The organism is Mycoplasma sp. 246B (genome assembly GCF_054353935.1).
In genome coordinates this window covers 255,825-279,301 of record NZ_JBTHHM010000001.1, presented here as the reverse complement: position 1 = coordinate 279,301, position 23,477 = coordinate 255,825, and the positions used below count along the sequence as shown (strand labels likewise).

Below are 23,477 nucleotides of genomic sequence, written 5' to 3'. Positions count from 1 at the left end.
TTTTAGTTTATTGTTCCACAAAGTTGCATAAGTTTATATTATTTTTAGCATTTCCCTAGAAAATTTATGAAATAGTTTATAATATATAAAGATTTATTATAACTTCTTTAAAAGGAGGATTTATGAACAAAAATTATGATCATAAATTAGTTGAAAAAGGTATAGAAGCAAAATGACGTGATAAAAAATATTTTATTACCCACGATGTTAAGAAAAAACCTTTTTCAATCTTGCTTCCGCCTCCGAATGTAACCGGGATGCTACATTTAGGGCATGCTCTTGATTCATATATTCCTGACACAATTATTCGTTATAAAAAACTTAAAGGTTATGATGTGATGTGAATTCCCGGTATGGATCATGCCGGAATTGCCACTCAATCTAAGGTTGAAGATGTTATTTTTAAAAGTGAAGGTAAAACTCGACACGATTTAGGTCGCAATGAATTTATCAAGCGAGTTTGAGAATGAAAGCATAAGTATGCTGAAATATTTAAACAACAATGATACAAGATGGGATTAGCTCTCGATTATCAAAATGCACGCTTTACCTTAGATGAAAAAGTTAGTGCTGCAGTGCAAAAAGTATTTGTTGATATGTATAACAAAGGTTTATTATACAAAGGAATGCGAGCAATCAGTTGGGATATAAAATTACAAACTGCCCTTTCAAATATTGAAGTTAATAATGTACCTACCCAACAAAAAATGTATTATATTAAATACCCAATTTATAATTCAAATGAATCATTGATTATTGCTACTGTGCGTACTGAAACACTGCTAAGCGATGTTGCTGTTGTTTATAATCCAACTGATATTCGTTATCAAAAATATCAAGGGATGTTTGTTGTGCACCCGATTACTAAGAAAATACTTCCAATTATAGCTGATTCATATGTTGACCCAAAATTTGGAAGTGGTTTAATGAAATTATCTGCACATTCTGAAGCAGACATTGAAATAATAACAAGGTTAAACTTACAAATTAATGAAACTATTGATAAAAACGGTTTTATTAATGCTCCTGGTTGTGCTTTTGATAAAATGGAACGTTTTCAAGCACGTTTAGCAATTGCTAACTACTTAAAAGAGCAAAATATGCTTGAAAAAGCAGAAGATGTAATTTCAAATGTTGCTGTTTCTGATCGTTCTAAATCAGTTGTTGAGACATTGGTGCTTCCACAATGATTTGTGAAAATGGATAAGTTAAAAAATCATATATTAAATGATTTAAAATCCAAAAATGGAGTTAAATTCTATCCGAATAGGCTTAAAGACACAATGAAGCAATGGATGGAAAATGTGCATGATTGAACCATTTCACGTCAGCTTTGGTGAGGACATCGATTACCGGTTTGATATTATCAAGATCAAATTAAAGTCCAAATAGACAGTCCTGGTCCAAATTGGATTCAAGATCCTGATGTTCTTGATACTTGATTTTCATCAGGGATAGCACCATTTACTTTCTTAAACTGACCTGATTTGAATAATCTATTATTAAAAAGATTTTACCCTACATCTTTATTAGTTACAGGTTATGATATTATCTTCTTTTGGGTTGCTAGAATGTATTTTATGAGTTTGGAATTCATGAAACAAATACCGTTTAAACAATTGCTATTTCACGGATTAATTCGTGCTGAAGATGGACGAAAAATGTCAAAATCATTTAATAACGGAGTAGATCCAATGCAATTAATTGATCAATATGGATCCGATGCTCTTCGTTGATTTTTGCTAACTAATACAGCACCCGGAATGGACATTCGTTTTTCAAGCGAAAAAGTTGAAGCCGCATGAAGAGTAAATAATAAATTATGAAATATAGCAAACTACATTAAAGAACTTCCTGATTCAAAGGATAAATCATTAAGTCCAGCTGATAAATGAATTTTTAACAAACTCGCATTCTTGTCAAGAAAAATAAGCAAGTTTGTTAATAAATATGATTTTGCTGTACTCGGCAGTGAAATATACAAATATATTTTTAATGATTTAAGTGGTTGATATGTTGAATTTTTAAAAACTAATTCTAATAAAAAGATTGCATTGCAAGTGTTACAAAAAACATTAATTATTCTACACCCATTCTTACCTTTTTTAACCGATTATTTATACAAAAATATCTATAATACAGAGCTTTTAGAAGCAAAATGGCCTATTTTGAAAATCAAAAAAGGCATTGAATATATTGATGAAGTCATCGAAATAACTACCGCTATTCGTCGCTTCCGTGATGATAATAAAATCTCTAAAAAAGATGTTATATATTACGATTATCAAGGCAATTTACCTAAAAATGCTATTGAAATGATTAATAAATTAGCTAATGCACTAGTTTCAGAAAATAATGATTTTCTTATTTCTATTCAAGGTAAAAACCTTTATATTAAAGTAGATGCAGCTTTAAAAGAAAAAAATAAAGCAGACCTGTTGAAGAAAATTAAGGATACTGAATTTGAAATACAGCGAGCTAAAAATATGCTTTCAAACCAAAAATTTGTTACTTCTGCACCTGCTGAAAAAGTTGAAGCAGAACGAATTAAGTTACAAAAATATTCACAAGACCTAGAAAAATACCAAAAGGAGCTTAAATGAAAATACTAAGTGGAAAAGAATTAGCCCAGGCAGAACTTTTAAAATTAAAAGCAGAAGTTGCACAACTTGATGATGAAGATAAACCGAATTTATCAATTGTGCAGGTTGGAGATAATCCAGCATCAAATAAATATGTAGCAGCTAAATTAAAAAAATGTGAAGAAATTGGTTTAAAAGGAACATTATATAAATTCCCTGAAACCATTACACAAAAGCTACTGCTTAAGAAACTTGATATTATAAATGAAAAATCTACCGGAGTTATCATCCAACTACCTTTGCCTGCACATATACCCCAGCAAGTGATATTAGATGCGGTCCCACACGAAAAAGATGTTGATGGACTTAGTGCAAAAAATGAATTTACACTTTATAACGATATTCCTACTAAGCATTTTGTTCCAGCTACCGCAAGGGCTGTCTTAGAATTAATGGAGTATCATAATATTGATGTTAAAGGTAAAAAAGTGTGTGTTGTAGGACGTAGTAAAGTGGTTGGTAAACCTATTGCTCATATTATCAAGCGTATGGGTGCAGATGTAGCCACCTATAACGAACGCACTGGTTTAAAGGGTGTGGAAAGTGGTGATATTATAATTGTTGCTATCGGTGTTGCTAAGTATGTTAAAGCAATGAATGTTAAAGAAGGTGCGATCGTAATCGATGTAGGAACTAATTTAGATAGTCAACTTAGCGAGACTTTAGCAGGTGATGTAGACTTTGAATCTGTAAAGGATAAAGTTTCAGCCATTACCCCTGTTCCGGGTGGAGTAGGACCTGTTACTGTAGTTTGTTTATTAAAAAACTTACTTGATATTGTAAGATAGGAGAATAATGAAGAAAATTGCTATATTAACTTCTGGTGGTGACGCACCTGGAATGAATAATGCATTAAGAGCGATTGTAAAAACTGCAAAAGCAAACGGAATCCAAAGTTATTTAGTATTTGAAGGATATAAAGGTTTATGCAATAATGAAATAATCCCATCTGAAAAAGTTAATTTAGACAACTATATCAATCAAGGTGGAACATGCATTTTTTCAGCCCGTTATCCAGAGTTTAAAGATGAAAAAACTCGTTTAGTTGCTGTAAAAAACCTAAAAGAACTTGGTATCGAAGCATTAGTTGTTATCGGTGGAGATGGAAGTTATAAAGGTGCTCAGTTATTACACGAATTAGGTGTAAAAACTATAGGTTTACCAGGTACAATTGATAATGATATCGCTTCAAGCGATGTAACCATCGGTTATGATACCGCATTAAACACCGTGGTAGAAGCTATTGATCGCATTCGTGATACAGCACAAAGTCATAAACGCATTATGTTAGTTGAAGTAATGGGAAATGGTTGTGGTGATTTAACTTTATATTCTGGTTTAGCTACTGGTGCTGAAATCATTGCAACCGCTGAATTAAATCTTTCTAACGAAGAAATTGTTGAAAAAGCACTAGAGTTATCAAAACAATCATGACGTCGCAGCATTATGATTGTAATTTCAGAGAAAAAATATGATTTAAATTTACTGCGTTCATTAATTCAGCAAGCAACCAAATGGGAAACTCGCATTAATCCACTGAATCACATCCAACGTGGGGGTAAACCGACTGCTGCTGAACGTGTTTTATCATCTGTGATGGGAATTAAAGCAGTGGAATTATTACTTGAAGGTAAATCAGGTTTAGCAATTGGATTAATTAACGGTATAGTTACTGGAATCCCTATTTTACAAGCTTTATCAATGGATAATCCAGCTAAAGATAAAGCAGTTGAACTTGCTAAGAAATTTAATAAACTAAATCAATCATAAAAGTCCCTAATTTAGGGACTTTTATTGATATTGAATTTCAATTTTGAATATATTTTCTTTTAATTCCGATTCATTTGGTTGCTTATTTGCATTCTGCTTTTTATTTAAAGCATCTAGATAATTATATAAATCATCTGAAATTTGGAAGAATAAATCAACATTAGAATCTTCTATAAAACTATCTTTATTGAAAAATAATGCAAAATTTGAGAATAATCCTGGGATGCTGCCTTCAAAACTGTCAGCATTATAATTATAATTACCGTTATCAAATTCATTTAATAAACCTAGTTTTAATACATTGTCTGCTTTATCATAATTTACTGAATTTACTGTAAATAAATTGATTAAAGCTAGTTTATATGGTTGTAATGCTTGCTCATCTTCTGGATTAAGAAACATTTCTCTTACATTAAAGTATGAAGCATATAAGTTAACAAAATCATTATGGGATAGGGTAAGTTTAGCAAAATGTTTTACATCATCAGGAATAAGTGTAGATAAATTTGTAGTATTATCATCCAAATCAAAGTCATTTAACCTAAATTTACCAGTATTATCCTTTGAATATACAGTTAAAAATAAATTAGCTGGATATTGATTATCGCGATACTTAAAAGTAGCATTTACAGGTAAAAAGAATTGATAATCAACATCATTTCTGACATCTGTTTCTGGTGTATTACCTTCTTTTAAAAGTTTTTCTTGAAGGTTTTTAAGCTGCTGAATTCTTGTTTCGTTTGCATTCTTCTCTTTTTCATCCTTGTCTTTATTCTTGCTTAATTTATCAATATAACTAGATAAAGGTTCATAATTATCTATGATTTGATTTTCTATCTCCAATTTAGTATCTTTATATTTACCGATAGCAAAACTTCATATTTGCTTTTTATGTTCTAATTGTAAATAAGTTTTTCAAAACTCATTAAGTTTTAAAAATGTATCATTTAGTTTTTTTGTTAAATCTTCGACTTTTGTAATTATTTCTTTATTTTCTAAATAGTTAGTTTCCTGGATTTGTTTTAAAATATCATCAATTTGACTTTGAAAATTGATAGATTCTTTTTGGATATCAGTTATTTTATTTTGATCGATTTGTTTAACGTTAGACAAAACATTTAAAACACTTTCCGATCAATATAAACGAGCTGTAAAATTCAAAAGTGCATATATTTCGCTATATTTTTTTACATAATCAGTTATTTTCTCTGCATCTTCATGGTTGGTTTGAAGTATTTGTGAAATTATATATATACGATTTTGAAAAATTATACGACCTATATTAGTAATTTTCGCTGTGAAATTATAGTATGGCTTATGTTGATAAAAGTTTGCTTCTAAAAGTTTCTTATTAATATCATTAAAACCATTAAGCAAGTCATCGTATTTAGTTAATTGTGTAATTTGGTTTTTTAATTCAGGATTCTCTGTGAATTGCTTCTGTTTATCTTTGTTATTTAATAAATCATTAGCACTTTTTGTTACCTGTGTAATAATCTGTGGGATGACTAAATTAAAAGCATAGTTATGTACTTTTTGCAAAGTTTCTATTCGTTGATTTTGGATTTTTATCTCGTTTTCTTTGTTCTCTGCTTCTTTATCTACAACATTTTCAGAGCTGCTGACTTGTTGCTTAGGTGAACAAGCTGCAGCTATTAATGTTGTGGTAGTAGCAATGGTTGATAACAATGATAAAAATTTATATTTTCATTTTTTTTGCATAATTTTAATTATATTATATCTTTATAAAAATGAAAATACATAGCATATGATGAGTTGTAAAACAAAATTAATAAATTAAGATATTTATAATCAAAATATTAAGAAAAAAATAGAATAATATATAATAATAAAACTTATAAGGAAATTATGATCGCATTAACAGTAATTTTAATTATTATATCTTTTGTAATCTTAATTGTCTCCTTTTTAATGTCACCTGATTCAAATGGTTTTTCAGGTGCATTAGTTGGTTCTGGAGACCTTGATTTATTTAAAATTTCAAAAGAAAGGGGAGTTAAAAAAACCTTAAAATATACTATGATTGTATTAGGAATTTTATTATTTGTAATTGCAATTTTATTAAGGGTTTTTATTCGTTAAATTATGAATAAAGAAGAAGTTTTAAAATACATCCAGTCTGTTAAATCAAGAAGTTTTTTAGATATAGCAAGACGTTTTCGGATTCTGCCTAAGAACAATCGTGAACTAACAAGTTTATTATCTTTATTACAACGAGAATATAAGTTATTTAAAAATGTTAACGATGAATATTATGCACCAGTTTTAGTTGATAAAATTGAGGGTATTTTAAATGTCAATGCTAAAGGTCAATTTGGTTTTGTTGACTATAACATTGATGAAGTAAATAAAACTAAGGATCGTGTTTTTATTAAAAACTTTAATTTCAATGGAGCAATGAATAACGACAAGGTTTTTGTGTATGTTTATTCAAACCCGTATGAAGATAAAAACCAATTGAACTCTGGTGTAGTTGTAAAAGTTTTAGAACGTGGTAACAAAGAAGTCATTGGTTTTATAAAACATAAAAATTATTCAACTTATTTTATCCCTGTTGAAACTCGGATGAAAAATGTAACTTGAAATATTATCGAATCAAATGTTGAAACAAAATTTAATGATTTAGTAGTTGCAAAAATTATTAAATATGATGGAAAAACCGTTTCAATTAAAATTATTAAAGTAATTAGCAATGAAGCTGACCCGATGGTGTATGTTAAATCATACCTCGAGCATATTAAAGCCCCTTCAAATTTCCCAGATGCAATGACTTCAGAAGTTGCAAACATCCCACAAACAATAGACAATGAAGATTTAAAAAATCGTGTTGATTTAACTGATAAAATGATTGTTACCATCGATGGTGATGATACCAAAGACTTCGATGATTCAATTTATGTTAAAAAATTAGATAATGGAAATTACTTTTTAGGTGTATATATTGCAGATGTTTCCTATTATGTTAAATCTGGTAGCGCAATTGATCATGAAGCACTAAAACGTGGGACTAGTATTTATCTACCGGATCGTGTTATACCGATGCTTCCTATTGAATTATCAAACGGAATTTGTTCTCTTAATCCAAATGTTCGACGTTTTGTTATGGGTTGTGAAATGGAAATTGATAAGGATGGGAATAACGTTTCAACAAAAATTATTCAAGGAATCATAGAAAGCAAGTTTCGCTTAACCTATAAACAAGTTGATAAGTATTACCAAAGTGGTTTAATTAATGAAGAATGCGATCCAAAGCAAGTATCACAACTAAAACAGATGTTAAATGATGCAAAGGAACTGAGTTTAATTTTACATGAATATAAAATTAAACAAGGTTATGTTGACTTTGAACTTCCCGAACCGAAAATTAAACTTAACGATGATGGAACTGTTAAAGAAGTTTTAATCAATGATCGTGGTTTTTCTGAGGTGCTAATTGAAGACTTTATGGTTAGAGCCAACGAAACAGTTGCTAAATTCTTATTTGATCATAAATTACCTGTTTTATACCGTGTTCATGAGGCTCCCGATGCTGAAAAATTAACATTATTATCAAACTCATTGAACGCAATTAATATAAGCAGTGAAGCAATCAATTCAAATACTAGTATTAAACCAAATAAATTTTCTGATTTTGTAAATCATGTAAAGCAAATGCGCAATGATGATTTTATTAAATTACTATTTTTACGTACAATGCAAAAGGCAGTTTATTCACCAGATAACATCGGACATTTCGGACTAGCATCAAAGTTCTATTGTCATTTCACCAGTCCAATTCGTCGTTACCCAGATTTAGTAATCCATCGCATCATTCGTGACTTTATTATCAATAAAAATAAAAAGAATCTTGCTGAATATAAACATCAAATCAGTATATTCGGCGATCTAAATACTCGTTCTGAACAAAAGGCAGTTCAAATCGAACGCAGTGTTAATGATTTAAAATTTGCAGAATTTTTAAAAAACAAAGTTGGACAAACTTTTAAAGTCCAAATTGTTAGTGTTCTTAATTTTGGTTTCTTTGTGGAATTTGACTTTATGGCATCTGGTTTAGTTCACAAAACTACATTAATCGATGATATTTATGAACCTAACGAAAACCTTACTAAATTAATTTCAAAAAAACGCACCTTTGCTATTGGTGATTATGTCGATATTGTTGTTTTAGATGTCGATTTAGTTGAAGGTAAAATAGATTGCTGCCTTGCTGATTTATATACTGAATATGTTAAGAAAAAATTCCATCATGAACGAATTAGAAAATAAATTACCAAAACAAAACTGAATCAAAAACTCTTTAGGTTTTGATAGTGATTTATATGTTTATCAAGACAAAACGATGTTTAATTACTCAGTTGATACAATTTTACTGGGTAATTTTGTGTTTTTATCAAATCATTTTACAAATGCTCTGGAAATTGGAACTAATAATGCTGCCTTATCAATTTTTATCGCAGCACGCAGTGAAAAACTACATATTGATGCAATTGAAATACAGCAACAAGCAATACAGTTAGCAAAATATAATGTAGCTTTGAACGAACTTGATAAGCAAATAAATGTGATTAATGCTGATTTTAATTTATACTGAAAGCAATTTAATCAACAAAATCAAAAAAAATATCAAATAATTTTTTGCAACCCACCTTTTTATCGTTTTGATGCATCCAAAATTAAGCAAGATATATCAAAAGCAAAATTGATTGCAACCCACGAAATTACACTTAATTTAGATGAATTAATCTTAGGTTGCTCAAAAATAATAGAACAAAAAGGATTTTTATCACTAGTTTTACCTGTAGAACGTTGCATCGATGCATTTGAATTATTGCGTAAATACAATTTCGAACCTAAACGCATTCAATTTGTGCATCCGAGGTTGCAAGATAAAGCAAAATTTGTTTTAATTGAAGCGCGATATCAAGCCGGCTGAGGTTCACACTTTTTACCTAATTTATATCTTCACGATGCAAAAGATTTAAATAATCATGATTATCTACCACAAATAAAACAACTGTATAAACCTATAAAATTAAATAAGGAATAAGATGAAAAAAACTTTTTATATTACTACTCCTATTTATTATGCAAGCGGAAACTTACACATTGGACATTTATTTACTACCACACTCGCTTGAGCGATTACAAATTATAAAAAAAGTCAAGGTTATGATGTCAAAATGCTCACTGGTTCTGATGAACACGGACAAAAAATACAACAAATTGCACAGCAACATAATTTAGCACCCCAGCAATTTGTGGATCAAGTTGTAAGTAAATTTAAAAATATGTGAGAAGTTTTTGATATTAATTATGATTATTTTTCAAGAACCACATCTACAAAACATAAACAAATAGTTAAAGATATTTTTAGTTATTTTTTAAAGCAAGGATATATTTATAAAGGTAAATATCAAGGATGATATTCAATTTCAGATGAAGAGTTTTTAACCGAAGCACAAGCAATTAAAAAAGATGGAAAACTTTATCATCCAGCTTCAGGACATGTACTTACAAAAGTAAGTGAAGATAGTTACTTTTTTAAAATGAAACTATTTGAAAATTGACTCAAAGAATATATTAATAATAATCCAGACCTTTTATTCCCTAAAAAAACAGAACATGAGATGTTAGTTAACTTTATTAACAAAGGTTTAGAAGATTTATCAGTAACAAGAACTAATATTAACTGAGGGATTAAAATCAACGAAGATACTAATCATACTTTATATGTATGATTAGATGCTTTATGTAATTACATTAGTGCATTAGATTTTGATATAAATGATATTGATAAACCAGGTGATTTTAATAAATATTGAAACAACGAAAACTCTGAAGTTGTACATATTTTAGGTAAAGAAATTTCGCGTTTTCATATGATTTATTGACCTATCTTTTTGAAAGCATTAAACATCAAACAACCAAATCGCATCCAGGCACACGGTTGAATTGTTACATCACAAGGAAAGATGTCTAAATCAAAAGGCAATGTAATAGATCCCTTTGATTTAGTCTCTAAATACCATCCTGAAATGATTAAATATTTCTTTATTTCACAATTTGCCTTAGGTGAAGATTTAATCTTTGATGAAGATCGTTTTATTGATGTTATTAATTCACAATTAATAAATAATTATGGTAATTTAGTATCACGCACCTTAAAGATGATTTCAAATAGTTTTAACAGACCTTTAAAAACAAATGAATATTTAAACGAAGACTTACAAATGCTTGAACAAATTAAAGAATCAAAAGAAAGTTTTTGTTATGAATTTGATCGCTATCAAATCCATAAAGCATTTGCGATTGCAACAAATTTATCAGATAATTTAAACAAATATATTGATGTAACTAAACCTTGAACACTGACAAATGATTTAATCAGATTGGAAGATATTTTATTAGTATTATTAAATGGAATTTATGCTGTTTCAACATATTTATCTATTTTACTACCTAAAAAAGTTTCAGAAGTTGCAGATGCTTTATGCATATCTGGTTTTGATTTTCAACAAATAATTAATTTTCATAAATTTGATAACATCATCCCTAAATCACATTTTATTTTATTTAATCGCATCAAAAAAGGAAACTAAATGATTTACACAAAAGCTACACAATATATAATTAATCCTGAAAAAATGAAGGGTTTTATTGATTATTTATATGTTTTTACACAAAAAACACGTATGCAAGAAACTAATTTATCTTTTGAATACGGAATACAAGCAGATGATAAAATTTTAGTAATTGAACGTTGAAGCAATTTTAACGAATTTGATAAATTCATTAAAAATCCTGAGTTTGCTAAAGAACTACAAACTTTATCAAAGATGTCCAAGGCTGTTAATGTTATTTATCAATTGTCAATAAATCGTTAGAACCATATTGGTTCTTTTTGTTACTTATGAAAAAAATATGAAATGAATTTTCACTTCTTAGCAAAAGATTATTAAATAACCTTATAAAATAAGCATATTAAAACTTACTATAGAAAATAATATATAATTTATACAGAAATAAATATTTCTGCTCTATATAACATAAATAAATAATTTAGGAGATATACATAATATGTCAAAGAAGTTAAAAAAATATTTACTAACCTTATCAGGTTTAGTGGGTAGCACCACAGTAGCACTTGCTGCTGCATGTGGAGGTGGTAAATCTTCAAGTGGTGAAGGAAATAATACTGGTGGAGGTAGTGCGACTACACCAGGAAATCCAGGTAACCCAGGTTCATTAGTTATCAAAAGCGACTTAGAAACTGCGACACAAGAAGATCGGATTCAAAATGCTCAAAATGATAAAAACAATAGAAGTCATGGTCAAAAAGAAAAGAAAGATTCCAACGGGAATAGATATATTAAATTAGGAATTACCTTTTCTCAAAGTGGTGTTCAAGGTAATACAATTAGAGCTATTGTTGATGTATATAATGATTTAGTTAGCAAATATCAAAAATTCGTAAATGATAATAAAAACGCAACCGACGAACAAAAAGAAGCAAAACTAAATGAATTAGGAATCTCTGCTGCTGCTGAAATAGTTAAGGTAGATAACTATGGAAACAGTTATCCAGACGGGGTGCAAAATGTTGGAAAACAAATTGCAGCTATACACGGATTAAAAAAAGAAGAACAACAAGATTATTATAATTTATTAATCGGTTATCCTGTAATTGCTTCAGTTTTAAACAGCAATGGAGAAAATTTATTATTAAATTTCAATTCACAAGATAAATCTTTAAATACTGATTTAGATGATTTTGCTAAAAGTTTCGTTAATGCAAACTATACAACTGAAAATATTACCAAACCAGGAACATACATTCTTCCATTATTCAAAAGTTCAAATGTTTTATCAATTAATGCACCTGTTTTAGGATACTTTTTAGATGAAATGAAAGCTAAGGGTGTAAAAATTAGTGATGAATTCAATGACATTATTGATAAATCATATGCTGATCGCAATAGCGTTACAGCAATTTGAGGAGCTCCTGTTTCCAATGTACAAGATATCCTGAAAAATGCAGGATATTTAGATCCAAATAAAACTATAACTAAGGATGATTTATTCGGAACATACACAGGAATTATTAATTTCTCAAAAACTATGCAAAGTTTATTTACAAACTCAGCAAAGACAAATGATACATCATTACATGTTTTCGGAATCGATGATATGGTTGGAGTTTATGATTCAGCATTATTTTCTAGCTTAGGTGCTGATTACTCAAAAATGATTTCAACAGCGATTCGTCAAAATGATAAAACCGTAATTCAATATAACGCTTTAAAAAGCAAAGGTAGTGATGCATATACTGTATCACAACAAATTTGAGATAAATTTACTGAGGGATTTGAAACTAAAGCAATTTATGGTTTTCCGGGTGGACAATATTCATCAACTGATCAAATTAAACATAAAATCGCATTTTCAATCGGTTCAACTGCAGGATATTCAAAAAATTATAAAGATATTAAAAATGATGGTGCAACTGAAATTGATGATAAAAGTGGTAACTTCTCATTTGAACCATCAAAATCTAACACATTTACTTTTATCCAAAATCCTACATTTAAGAAAAATAGAGATGGAAGTACATCTACAATTGAAGAATTATATAATAAATACAAATCAAATATTCTAGCTGTTTATGGTGGTTTTAAAAATTTTGTATGATCTTCTATACCAAAAGATGATAAAGGTAATGATATTTCAATCGGAAAATATGATTTACTTCCTGCTGATGATGAAAATAAAACTAAAATTGAAAATCTTAAAACAAGTGGTAAAAACTTAGGTTATATTGTTTCATTAAAAGATAATCCAAAAAATACTAATTTTATCCAAAAAGCTAAAGATATGTTAAAAGATAAAACAGATTCTAAAGTTGAAATTATTGATATGAAGAATTCATCAGGTGATTCGTTTGCGTTCGTAATATTAAAAGATGTTCTAAAAATGGATACAAAAGAATATGAAGATTATGAAAAAAATATTGATGATACAGACAATAAATTTACTAATGCTTTAAATGAAGTTGGATTGCACAAACGTATATTAAAAGCTACTGATGTTCTTTCCGAAGATGAATTATTTGCTCTACCAACACCTAAAAAATGATCTGCAAAGTCAACCGATAAAAATGTTTTATACCTTCAAGGACCTTCATTGATGGGTGTTAAATCAAATGATATTGATGAAGATGCAACTCGTGCTTTTGTAAAATGATTGATTACTACTACAAAAACCTTTGACTTTAAAGTTGATAAAAATACTATTACCAACACACCTTTAAGAACCTTAGAACAAGGAATGTCTTATATTTCAGGAACAAATGACTTAGTTAATTTAGATCCTGATAAATTTGCTAAAACTAAGAGTGGTACAAATAAATATCTTCAAGTTGTGTTAGCGGAAGCAAAAGAAGCAATTAATAAACCAGATGAAATCCATACATTTGAAGAACCTGCTGGAACATTCTCTGATACATTTAGAGAACAAATCAAAAATGCATGAAAACAAACCATTGATCAATACAATTTCAATAATCCAAGTCAAGAAAAATTCAATTTCACCAAATTTGTTGATGCTATCACAATCGGAGTAAGTTAATATTATAAATATAATTTGCTTAGGCAAGTTATATTTTAATGAAAGGAAAATATGTCTAAGTTTACTAAATTAATAAAAATGATTGCTTTACCAACTTTATCAGCAAGTAGTTTAGTTGCTGCAGTAGCTTGTTCTAAATATGATCCTGCTAATGACGAAAAACTCCCTATACTTGAATATAAAGTTGATGCTTCTGTTTCAAAATATCCACTTATTTTTACAGAAGATAAAAAAGACTATCATTATAACATCACAACCACACCAGAAGTTCTAAACAATACATTAAAAAGAACTTCATTTTATAATGATATTGATAAGATTAAAGAAAAAATCGCATCATCAATACAAAATCAATTTAAACAACAAATCCGTTTGACTTTTTTACAACCACAAAAAGCTGTATTAAGAATCGATGATGCTAAGAGTAGTTATCCAAAACTAGTTCGTATGAAGTTTTTTGATAAATATGTTGTATTTAAGTTTTTATATGCTAGTGTATCACTTAATTTAGATGACAAACTGAAAGAACCTGGACAAAATAATCCTCTATCGCAATGAGATTCTAAAAGCATAAAAGACAAAATAACCTTAGGATATCAAATGTTTTATCAAAATCATCCTGTTGATTGAGTATCTGTAGTTAATATTGAAAAACCATTTAGTTTTGATGTCCCTATTAAGGATATGAAAGTTGATACAGATGAAAAAAACTTTGTCCCATTAGGAATTGATTTTAATCAAGAACGCTTTAAAAATAAAATATTACGTGCTAAACTTGTTTCTGATTCAGATGGTGATACATTTACCATTGAGCCACTAGAAGCTAAAATAATAGGTAATGCTGAATTTAAAATAGGCGAGCAATATAAAATAAGATTACGTGGAATTGATACCCCTGAAAAAGGAATAGGTGGTGGAAAAAATTATAAAACTGCTAGTCCTTTTGAATCACATTTTGCTTATAAGTCAACTGAATTTGCTGAAAAAATTTTCAATAAATATAAAGATGATGTTTTAGTTGCCTTTCCAAGCGGAAAAGATACATATGGTAGAAATGTAGCAGATATTATCTTTGGTAGCAATGATTCAAGTCAACATATAAATAATTATAGTAAATATAAATATAGTTATGGTGTTGAAATTATTCGTGCTGGTTTAACCCTTCCACTTTCTGAAGCGGCTTGAAGTGTGGATTTTAAACAAGCAAAAACAGATGACTTTATATATAATATTTATCCAAAGATGGCACAAGCAGCTGACCAAGCTGTAGCAGAACAAAATGGATTCTTTAAATATTTTGACACCCCTGATCAAGTTTCATTATATGTATATTTAAGCAAACGACCTAATTCATATGCTCCATTTTATTCCAGTGAACCTGGTGATGCATCTAATAAAGTTAAAACATATACTAATCAAAAATAACGAAAGGAATTTATGTTATTACTGAAGAAGTTAATTCATAAACTTAAAACTCAGTCTATTAATATCACCGATTCAGATTTAATGAAAATTCAAAAATACCGAGATGAATTTCGAGAAAAAAACCTAGATTCAGTTCCTGCAATTGAGTTGAAAAACTTAAATATCGATTTTGGTGAAACCTTAGCTGTCGATAATGTTAGTTTTAAAATCCCAGATGGTAAATTAGTAACTTTATTAGGTCCATCTGGTTCTGGAAAAACTACTACATTAAATGCTATTGCTGGTTTATTAACAGTAACATCAGGAAAAATTTTATTTAAAGGAAAAGATGTTACCGATTTTACTCCACAACGTCGCAAAATCGGATTTGTGTTTCAAAACTATGCTTTATATCCACATTTAAGTGTTTATGCTAACATTGCTTTTCCATTAAAAAATGATTATGATTGACAGTTTCGTACAATGTTAAAAAAGCAACAAGCACAAAATGAAATTAGAATTTTATATCTAAATGCGCTTGGTGCAAGTAAAAATGAAACAAATTCATTAAGACAAGCTTTTGATGACTGATTACTTTTATCTTATAATTTACAGCACAAATTCAACGAAGCATATGCTCGTATGATTGAAAATCTTGAAAAAGCTCATACTGATTATAAACTTGCCGTTTCACATGAAACATCTGAAATTTCCCTTTTAACTAAAAATGTCTTGAAAACTAATAAGCAAGTGGATCTTGATACTAAAACTAAAAAACAAGAAATTAAAGACAAATACCTATCTCAAAAAAGTAACAACTTATTAGAAGACCTTAAAAAAGCCGAAATTTTATCTAATATGGATCTTAAACTGCTACATTTTAAACCATTAAAACCTGAAGACATCCCAGCTCATTTAGAATTACTACAGCAAGCAGTTGCAAATTTAGTTTCTGAAAACCTTGACCATCTAGAATTAAATGAGCGATTAAAAATTGTTTCAGTAGAAAAAAAATTGTTGCATTTAATCACTCGCTATAAATATATTTTAAAACGTAAAGAAATATATGCTAAATATGCCGAAGAAAAAGCAAGAACCAAAGAAATTTATTTAGCTACAAAAAGAGAATATAAGTTAGCAAAATCCGAAGATCTTAGTTTTAAACAACTTAAAGATGATAGCGAGCGATTACCATATGTTGCTCAAAAACACTTTATTAACCTAATTAAAGACTTAAGCAAAAGATATGATTTAGACAATAAAATAAAACAAGAACGTAAGAAAATTATTCCCCACATTCTAAATGAAAGCAATCGCCAAAAAGTAAAAGAATTAACAAAAAATGTAATCTCTCTACGTAAAGCAATTCATAATGAAGTTATGGAAGTAGCAAAACGTGTTGAAATAGTTCCTATTTTACAAAAAAAACCGACTCGTTTATCTGGAGGTCAACAACAACGTGTTTCAATTGCTCGTGCAATTGTTAAAAAACCTGAAATATTATTAATGGATGAACCTCTTTCTAACCTTGATGCAAAACTACGGATTTCAACCCGTCAGTGAATTCGGGAAATTCAACAATCGCTCGGAATTACTACTGTATTTGTTACCCACGATCAAGAGGAAGCAATGTCAATTTCAGATATTATTGTTTGTATGTCAACTGCAAAAGTGCAACAATTTGGAACACCAATGCAGTTATATAATAAACCTAAAAACCAATTCGTGGCTCGTTTTTTAGGGATGCCTGAAATGGGATTATTCCCTTCAGAATATAAGGATAACAGAGTATATGTTGCTGGTAAATTGCTTGAAAATGTACTTATAAAAAATGTGTCAAATCCAAGTTTAAACATTGGGGTTCGTTCAGAAGATTTTATTATTAAAAACAACGAAGAAGCGATGTTTAAAGGTAAAGTTATCGTGCAAGAGAACTTTGGAAAAGAAAGTAAATTAATAGTTGAAGTTAACAACATCGGAAGAATTAACTTTTTATTAGATAATGATTTAGAATATCGAATCGGGGATAATATTTATTTTGATTTACCTATTTCAAAATTGCATATCTTTGATGCAGTTTCCGAAGAAAGATTAGAATATGAAATATCTAATTCGTAAGTTGCACTCTTTTATCTCGATTCATATGGGGTTTTTACTTAATTGGTCACTAAAAAAACAATCACAAAAGAAAGTCGTTTTATCACATTCAATTTTAGAACGTCGTACCCCTTTATATATCCCATTACTTTTACTACTCCCTGGATTTTTACTCATTTTAATGTTTACATTAGTTCCGATGGGAATTAATATTTATCAATCTTTTACAACCGAAAGCGGTGAAGGAACATGAAAGAATTATGAATATGTGTTTAAAGATGCGCGTTTTGCTACTGGGGTAAGAAACTCATTTATATATGGTTTAGTTGTGCTACCATTTGTGATGTCCTTTTCACTAATTATTTCTTCAATTATTGCAAAACTACATCGTAAATATGCACGTGGAATATGACAAACTGTATTCTTTATGCCATATATCACTAATGCTGTTGCAGTTTCACTGGTATTTATCCAATTCTTTGCTCCAGCAGGGATATTAAACAAAATTACCGGTTCCACTCGTGCCTGATTAAACACATCCGATCCATATACATTCAATGCATTGATTGCAATGTTTATTAACGGGATTTGAGGTGGATTAGCATTTAACATCCTTATATTTACCACAGCAATGCTCGGAGTAGATAAAAACCTTTATAAATCTGCTTCTATCGATGGATGTGGTGGGATCAAACAATTCTTTAGTATTACTTTACCATCAATTAAAGGGACTATTAACTTTATAATCACCTTAGGTATCATCGGAGGTTTAAAAGTCTTTCCACTTGCTTTATTCAATAATAACCCAACTGATGCATTTTCATACGGTGGCGGAACCTTAATGTTATATGTATATTTAATGACTAAAAGCGCGCAATTTCATAATGCAGGTGCTGCAGCTATCTTGTTATTTATCATAGGTGTAAGTTTTTCATCTATTATTCGTGGAGGATTTTTTATGGTGCAATTATCATTAAATAATTTAGGAGAAAGAAATGTTTGAGTTAAAGTTAAAAATTCAACAACTTCTAATACATAGAAAAATCCGTCGCAACCAAGAAAAAGTTACCACCCAAGTAATCGACAGCAATCCTGCATCAGCATTTTTTTTATCGGTTTCGAAGTTATTAGTGTTATGTTTTTTTGGTGTTCTAATATTATTCCCATTTTTCTTTATGATTTCAATTTCATTAATGACAGATGATGAAGTTGCAAACCTAAGTACTAATTTTCGATTTGTTTCTGATTTTACCGAAGGAAATACATATTATCAAGGAACCAAAGGTATTGGTGATACTGTTGCTTGGTCAAAAGTTGTTGCCAATACCTATCATCGTGCATTAGCAACTGGTTATTGAAATTCATTAGGTTTTACTGCATTAAATGTTATTATATCAGTTGTTTTAAAAGTATTCATTACCTTTTTAATGGGATATGCTTTTGCTCTTAAAAAGTGACGAGGAAAAGGTTTGGTTTGATTCTTAGCACTTGCTTTATTGGTGCTACCTGAAGTTGCCTTATTATCTGGACAATATATCGTGGTGTTTCGTACTAATATGCGGGCTAATTATACTGGTTTATTATTTGCTATTGCACTTCCTTTTGTATCTAGCATCTTTAATACCGTTATGTATAAAAACTCATTTGAAGCAATTCCAGGACGCATTAAAGAAGTATCATTAATTGATGGAGCAGGTGGGATAAAATATATGTTTAAAATTGCCTTTCCGATGGTAATGCCTACTACTTTAACTATTGTTATCTTAACCGCTCTTGCTTCTTGAAATGCTTACTTGTGACCATCAATTTTAGTTTCAGATCGTAATTCATTACAACTGCTATCAGTTTGATTATTTAATGCTGGTATGGACTTTAGCGATGATAACAGTGCTGGTGTTCCACTCCAAAATATTAAAATGGCAGCTGCTATCTTTGTAATCTTGCCAATGTTTATTATTTATTTATTACTTAGAAAAAGAATTATGAATGCAATCAGCAGACAAGGTTCAACTATTAAAGGATAAAAATGAGAACATATAAACGCAGAATTATTATTTGAACAATTATTGCTGCATTGGCCTTGATAGCAATCATCGGATTATCAATTTTTATCCACCAATTAGGTTATACCATTGAATTAAACAAAAAAGTCGAACTAGATCGGAGCATCATAGATGCATTTCAGTTTTCTAAAGCATATTCTATAGGAGGTTTAGCATTTTCTTGTGTAGTATTTATCATCGGTGTAATTATTTCATATGCTGGTTTTAAATCTTGAAAATACTCAGAAATGTTTAGTTAATATGAACAAAAAAATTAAATATCTCCTTTTTACAACCTTATCTTCATGTGTCGTTCCTTTAACAGCCGTGTCCTGTTTATACCAAGGTGATAAAACAATTCAGTATGCTAAGGATTGAGTCCAACAAAACGGATTTAATATCAAACAAAGAGTTGCTGACAAAAATATTCCTACATTAGTAAAATTTGAAAATAATTTATATACTGCAAACTGACTAGCATATACATATTCAGATGTAGACATCAGATATCAAAATTTAAATGTCTCTATTAATAACTCGTTTTTAAAAACAAGCCTACCAACAATTATTACAACAGCAGGTAAAGGTGTTGCATTTAACCAAGATAATATCAACTTTTTAGCAAATAGCATCCTTTTGATGCAATACAACTTTGATCAATATAATAAAAAACATAAATACCAACGACAAGGACAAGACTTAATTAATTCAAATATCATTTTATTAAATGATATTCACACAAAACAAAAACAAATCTTAGAGAAACTAGATGCATATCATAAAATCAACGGAAAACGTTCTGTTGCACAAATATTAGTCCACAAATATGGAACAAATGAAGCAGGGGATGATATCGATTTAGAAAAACAAATTTTAACTTTATATCAATCATTAAGCAAAATTGAATATTATCAAATTGATGATTTTAATAAAGTTATTACCGAAGATAAAGTTAAAAGCATTGTATATAACTTCATCAAAGATACTCCATTAGCAGTTGGGATAAATTATGTCGATTATGCTAACAAGGAACAACTAGAAGCATTTAAACCAGTGAATAAACTTTTAACTTATAATAATGCTGACATTTCATTTAAAATTGATTTTGCAAATAACATCCGAGGAAACACCATTGATACAAACTTAGTTAATTTAACTCTACAAAAAAATAAGATTCTTGATTCAAAAATTGATTATACTAAAATAGATGCTAAAAATACTTTAAAAAACATTTGAAATGTGTTTTATAAATTATATCCAAATTATCGCATCGAAACCGATGAATCTCTTCCTGCAAACTTGGAAGATGAAATTCATGGAATTACTCGTGGATTTGGTCCTACTTACCTAATTTTTGGAATTTCGCCATCTGCAACATCTGATACAAAAGAAAATAAAAACGATGAATATAAAGTATTTTCTGAAAAACTCAGTGAAACAGAACAAAGTGAATTTTTATCCAAACCAAAAGAATTTATCCAAAATCACATCGATATGCTTTATTATAAAACTTATCATTCATACATTAATACCTTACCCGAAACTCTTGAAACAATTAAAAAAACGCAAGAGAATATTGAAAAACTACAACAAGAAATCAAACAACTTCAAAATGATAATGACACAAAGAAGTTGGATGAAAAAATTTCTGCTTTAAAAGCTGCAGAATTGTTTGTAAAAAATACCAATAAAAAAGTTGATGTTTATAAAATTGTTATAGATTATTTTGAAAAAACTCTGCCGGCTGTTAAAAAAGCATCTGAAGCATTGCGAAATCCTAATCTTAATGCTACTACAAAGGCACAAGCGACAAAAACTATTAATGACTTTTTAAACTTTGAAGTTGTTAAATTTGATTTGGATAATATTTACAAACTAATCGATAAAAGTTTTGCAGAATCTAAAACATCACAATATTCATTAGCTGATTTATTCGCTAAACTCTTATTTTTAAATAAAATATATAAAACTCAATCTGTTTTAGGATATAAAATAAATACAGATTCTAAGAAACTTACATACTGAGTAGAATTTTATAATCAAGAAGATAAAAAATGATATTTATTCGATGTATATGGATACTATAAAGCCATCAAAAAAGATAAAAACTCAAATATTGATACATTTATCTTTGATAAATTAGATAATCATTTTGAAAAACTACCAAATTCTAATTCAGAGTTATAAAAGTTGTCTATACACTTTGTGTAGACAACTTTTTATACCCACAAAATAGTGCCTATAAAGCCATATTATGTTCTTTATGGTTAGTGACTTTATTATTTTGTTAAACAGTATACATTTATCTGCTAAAACATATCACACTTACATCACATTCTCTTTTACATCTGATTTTTCATCACTATATAACTCTTTTAATTCATTAAATTGATTGAAAACATTTTTATATGTATAATCAAAGTATTGGCTATATATGCCATTTTCTTTTAAATCTAAATTCATTTGATATACTTTTTCTTCTAGTAAATGATATCTTATCTCTTGCATCTGATTGGCTGATAATTTTGGGTCCAAATATGAATATACATTGATATCTACATGTATTCCTAGTTTGATTTGTTCTTGTTGCTGCTCATTAAATAAATGTAGCTGCGAATTTATTTCATCTGCCTTAGCAACCTTATGCTTGATGTTTACAATTTGCATGTGACTACTGCTCTCAGATGTGTTTTGCTTTCGTTTGTGAACTTCATCCAAAATCGCATCAAAATATGGTATATTCAACTCGTTCATATATTCACTATCTAGTCCTTTTTCTTTTACATCATCGCTAATAACCTTCATTTTATCTTCGAGTAATGTATTTCTAATTTGTTGCATTTGATAATATGATAATTTTGAATCTAGGTATAATTTCACATCCAACGATAACTCTAGTTCTTTTCTTATCTCTTGCATTTGTTTTCAATCGTATTTTGGATCTATATATAAATATACCTTATCTAATATATAATCTTTTTGTAAACCAAGTCTTATCTGTTGCATTTGAAAACCATTAAAAATATTTTTTGTATATTTTTTAACATCTAAATTTGCTTTTAAACCTAAATATATTTGTTCAAGTTGGCTTGAATAATATTTATTAAAATCAAATTTATTATCTGTAATAAAACTTGAAAATTCACTTGAAATCTTATTTTTATATTCATTAAAAAAATTAATTTCATTATGAATATCAGTTAATACTAAATCACAACCTTTTGATAGTTCCTTAAGTTCAAACAGAATATCATAATTGTTGTTACTATAATTTATAATTTCATTATATAACTCTTGTTTTTGTATAATTTGTTCAACTGAAATATTACTTTTTGATTTATATGTATTTAATTCCATATCAAGAAAATTTTGATGGCTATAAAGTGTTCTTGATTTAACTTCTTCATCATAAAAATATATCTGACTTATCGAAACAAACGGAGGATTATTTTTTAAATTACGATATAACTGTGAATAAATTTCATCAATATCATCTATATTAAAATATTCAGTATCTAAAAATAAGACAGAATCCTTTTCAAAAACCTTGTATAAATCTTCCTTTGCAATATTTAATTTATAAATTTGTGTTGTATCTATATAACTGTCATTATATAGCAATCCATTGCCTAACTTTTTAATTAAAACTTCATATTCATACGGTTTTCTTTGGATTTGTTTTTTATTATATGCACTTCTAGATTTAAGATAGTAAAATGAACCTGTTAGATCGCTGTAAAAGAAAATAACAGGATGTATTCCATAATCTTCTTCAAACCTATCAAATGTAATAGGTTTTTTCGGTAGTATTAGTTTCATATTATATCCGTTTGTTAATTTGTATTCAAAATTTTGTTTTTGTGTCATATTTTCCTTA

At 28.7% G+C, this 23,477-nt stretch carries 17 protein-coding genes; 15 read left to right on the top strand and 2 right to left on the bottom strand.

Annotated elements, in window-relative coordinates; translation table 4 throughout:
- Positions 1–122 precede the first annotated feature (122 nt).
- Genes ACXYRR_RS01170 through pfkA form a run of 3 tightly spaced genes read left to right on the top strand, consistent with a single transcriptional unit; the run spans position 123 to position 4,412 of the window.
- Positions 123–2,612, top strand: coding sequence for a valine--tRNA ligase (locus ACXYRR_RS01170; protein ID WP_458597385.1), 2,490 nt, complete (start codon positions 123–125; stop codon positions 2,610–2,612).
- Positions 2,600–3,430, top strand: coding sequence for a bifunctional 5,10-methylenetetrahydrofolate dehydrogenase/5,10-methenyltetrahydrofolate cyclohydrolase (locus ACXYRR_RS01165; RefSeq protein ID WP_458597384.1), 831 nt, complete (start codon positions 2,600–2,602; stop codon positions 3,428–3,430). Before ACXYRR_RS01170 ends, ACXYRR_RS01165 begins: the two co-directional genes overlap by 13 nt.
- A 7-nt stretch (positions 3,431–3,437) precedes the next feature.
- Positions 3,438–4,412 carry a 6-phosphofructokinase gene (gene pfkA / locus ACXYRR_RS01160; protein WP_458597383.1) on the top strand — a complete coding sequence of 325 codons (975 nt, stop codon included), beginning with the start codon at positions 3,438–3,440 and terminating at the stop codon, positions 4,410–4,412.
- Between the two features lie 21 nt (positions 4,413–4,433).
- On the opposite strand, the gene ACXYRR_RS01155 is transcribed toward pfkA, so the two are convergent.
- Entirely contained in the window at positions 4,434–6,134 is a 1,701-nt protein-coding gene (locus ACXYRR_RS01155) for a hypothetical protein (protein ID WP_458597382.1), read from the bottom strand.
- 147 nt (positions 6,135–6,281) lie between these two features.
- On the opposite strand from ACXYRR_RS01155, the gene secG reads away from it, so the two are divergent.
- The 12 genes from secG (at position 6,282) to ACXYRR_RS01095 (ending at position 21,787) form a co-directional block, all read left to right on the top strand.
- Entirely contained in the window at positions 6,282–6,515 is a 234-nt protein-coding gene (secG, locus tag ACXYRR_RS01150) for a preprotein translocase subunit SecG (protein WP_458597381.1), read from the top strand.
- A 3-nt stretch (positions 6,516–6,518) separates the two neighbouring features.
- On the top strand, positions 6,519–8,699 hold the full coding sequence (gene rnr / locus ACXYRR_RS01145; RefSeq protein WP_458597380.1) for a ribonuclease R: 2,181 nt from the start codon (positions 6,519–6,521) through the stop codon (positions 8,697–8,699).
- On the top strand, positions 8,680–9,480 hold the full coding sequence (locus tag ACXYRR_RS01140; protein WP_458597379.1) for a tRNA1(Val) (adenine(37)-N6)-methyltransferase: 801 nt from the start codon (positions 8,680–8,682) through the stop codon (positions 9,478–9,480). The genes rnr and ACXYRR_RS01140 overlap by 20 nt, the downstream gene beginning before the upstream one ends.
- 1 nt (position 9,481) lies before the next feature.
- Positions 9,482–11,032, top strand: a complete 1,551-nt coding sequence (gene metG / locus ACXYRR_RS01135; protein ID WP_458597378.1) for a methionine--tRNA ligase — start codon at positions 9,482–9,484, stop codon at positions 11,030–11,032.
- Entirely contained in the window at positions 11,033–11,317 is a 285-nt protein-coding gene (locus tag ACXYRR_RS01130; protein ID WP_458597377.1) for an antibiotic biosynthesis monooxygenase, read from the top strand.
- 193 nt (positions 11,318–11,510) lie between these two features.
- Positions 11,511–14,057 (top strand): P68 family surface lipoprotein, encoded by a 2,547-nt coding sequence (locus tag ACXYRR_RS01125; RefSeq protein ID WP_458597376.1) that lies wholly within the window; start codon positions 11,511–11,513, stop codon positions 14,055–14,057.
- 51 nt (positions 14,058–14,108) lie between these two features.
- Positions 14,109–15,482 carry a thermonuclease family protein gene (locus ACXYRR_RS01120; RefSeq protein ID WP_458597375.1) on the top strand — a complete coding sequence of 458 codons (1,374 nt, stop codon included), beginning with the start codon at positions 14,109–14,111 and terminating at the stop codon, positions 15,480–15,482.
- A gap of 12 nt (positions 15,483–15,494) precedes the next feature.
- Complete coding sequence (locus ACXYRR_RS01115; RefSeq protein WP_458597374.1) at positions 15,495–17,579, top strand: ATP-binding cassette domain-containing protein; 2,085 nt, start codon at positions 15,495–15,497, stop codon at positions 17,577–17,579.
- Positions 17,560–18,597: a carbohydrate ABC transporter permease gene (locus tag ACXYRR_RS01110; protein WP_435130539.1), complete on the top strand. Its 1,038-nt coding sequence runs from the start codon at positions 17,560–17,562 to the stop codon at positions 18,595–18,597. Before ACXYRR_RS01115 ends, ACXYRR_RS01110 begins: the two co-directional genes overlap by 20 nt.
- Entirely contained in the window at positions 18,554–19,582 is a 1,029-nt protein-coding gene (locus tag ACXYRR_RS01105; RefSeq protein WP_458597373.1) for a carbohydrate ABC transporter permease, read from the top strand. The genes ACXYRR_RS01110 and ACXYRR_RS01105 overlap by 44 nt, the downstream gene beginning before the upstream one ends.
- A 2-nt stretch (positions 19,583–19,584) precedes the next feature.
- Positions 19,585–19,860 carry a hypothetical protein gene (locus tag ACXYRR_RS01100; RefSeq protein WP_458597372.1) on the top strand — a complete coding sequence of 92 codons (276 nt, stop codon included), beginning with the start codon at positions 19,585–19,587 and terminating at the stop codon, positions 19,858–19,860.
- A gap of 1 nt (position 19,861) precedes the next feature.
- Positions 19,862–21,787: a hypothetical protein gene (locus ACXYRR_RS01095; protein WP_458597371.1), complete on the top strand. Its 1,926-nt coding sequence runs from the start codon at positions 19,862–19,864 to the stop codon at positions 21,785–21,787.
- Between the two features lie 138 nt (positions 21,788–21,925).
- On the opposite strand, the gene ACXYRR_RS01090 is transcribed toward ACXYRR_RS01095, so the two are convergent.
- The gene (locus tag ACXYRR_RS01090; RefSeq protein ID WP_458597370.1) at positions 21,926–23,467 is read right to left on the bottom strand and encodes an Mbov_0400 family ICE element protein; all 1,542 of its coding nucleotides are present in this window, start codon (positions 23,465–23,467) and stop codon (positions 21,926–21,928) included.
- Between the last annotated feature and the right edge of the window lie 10 nt (positions 23,468–23,477).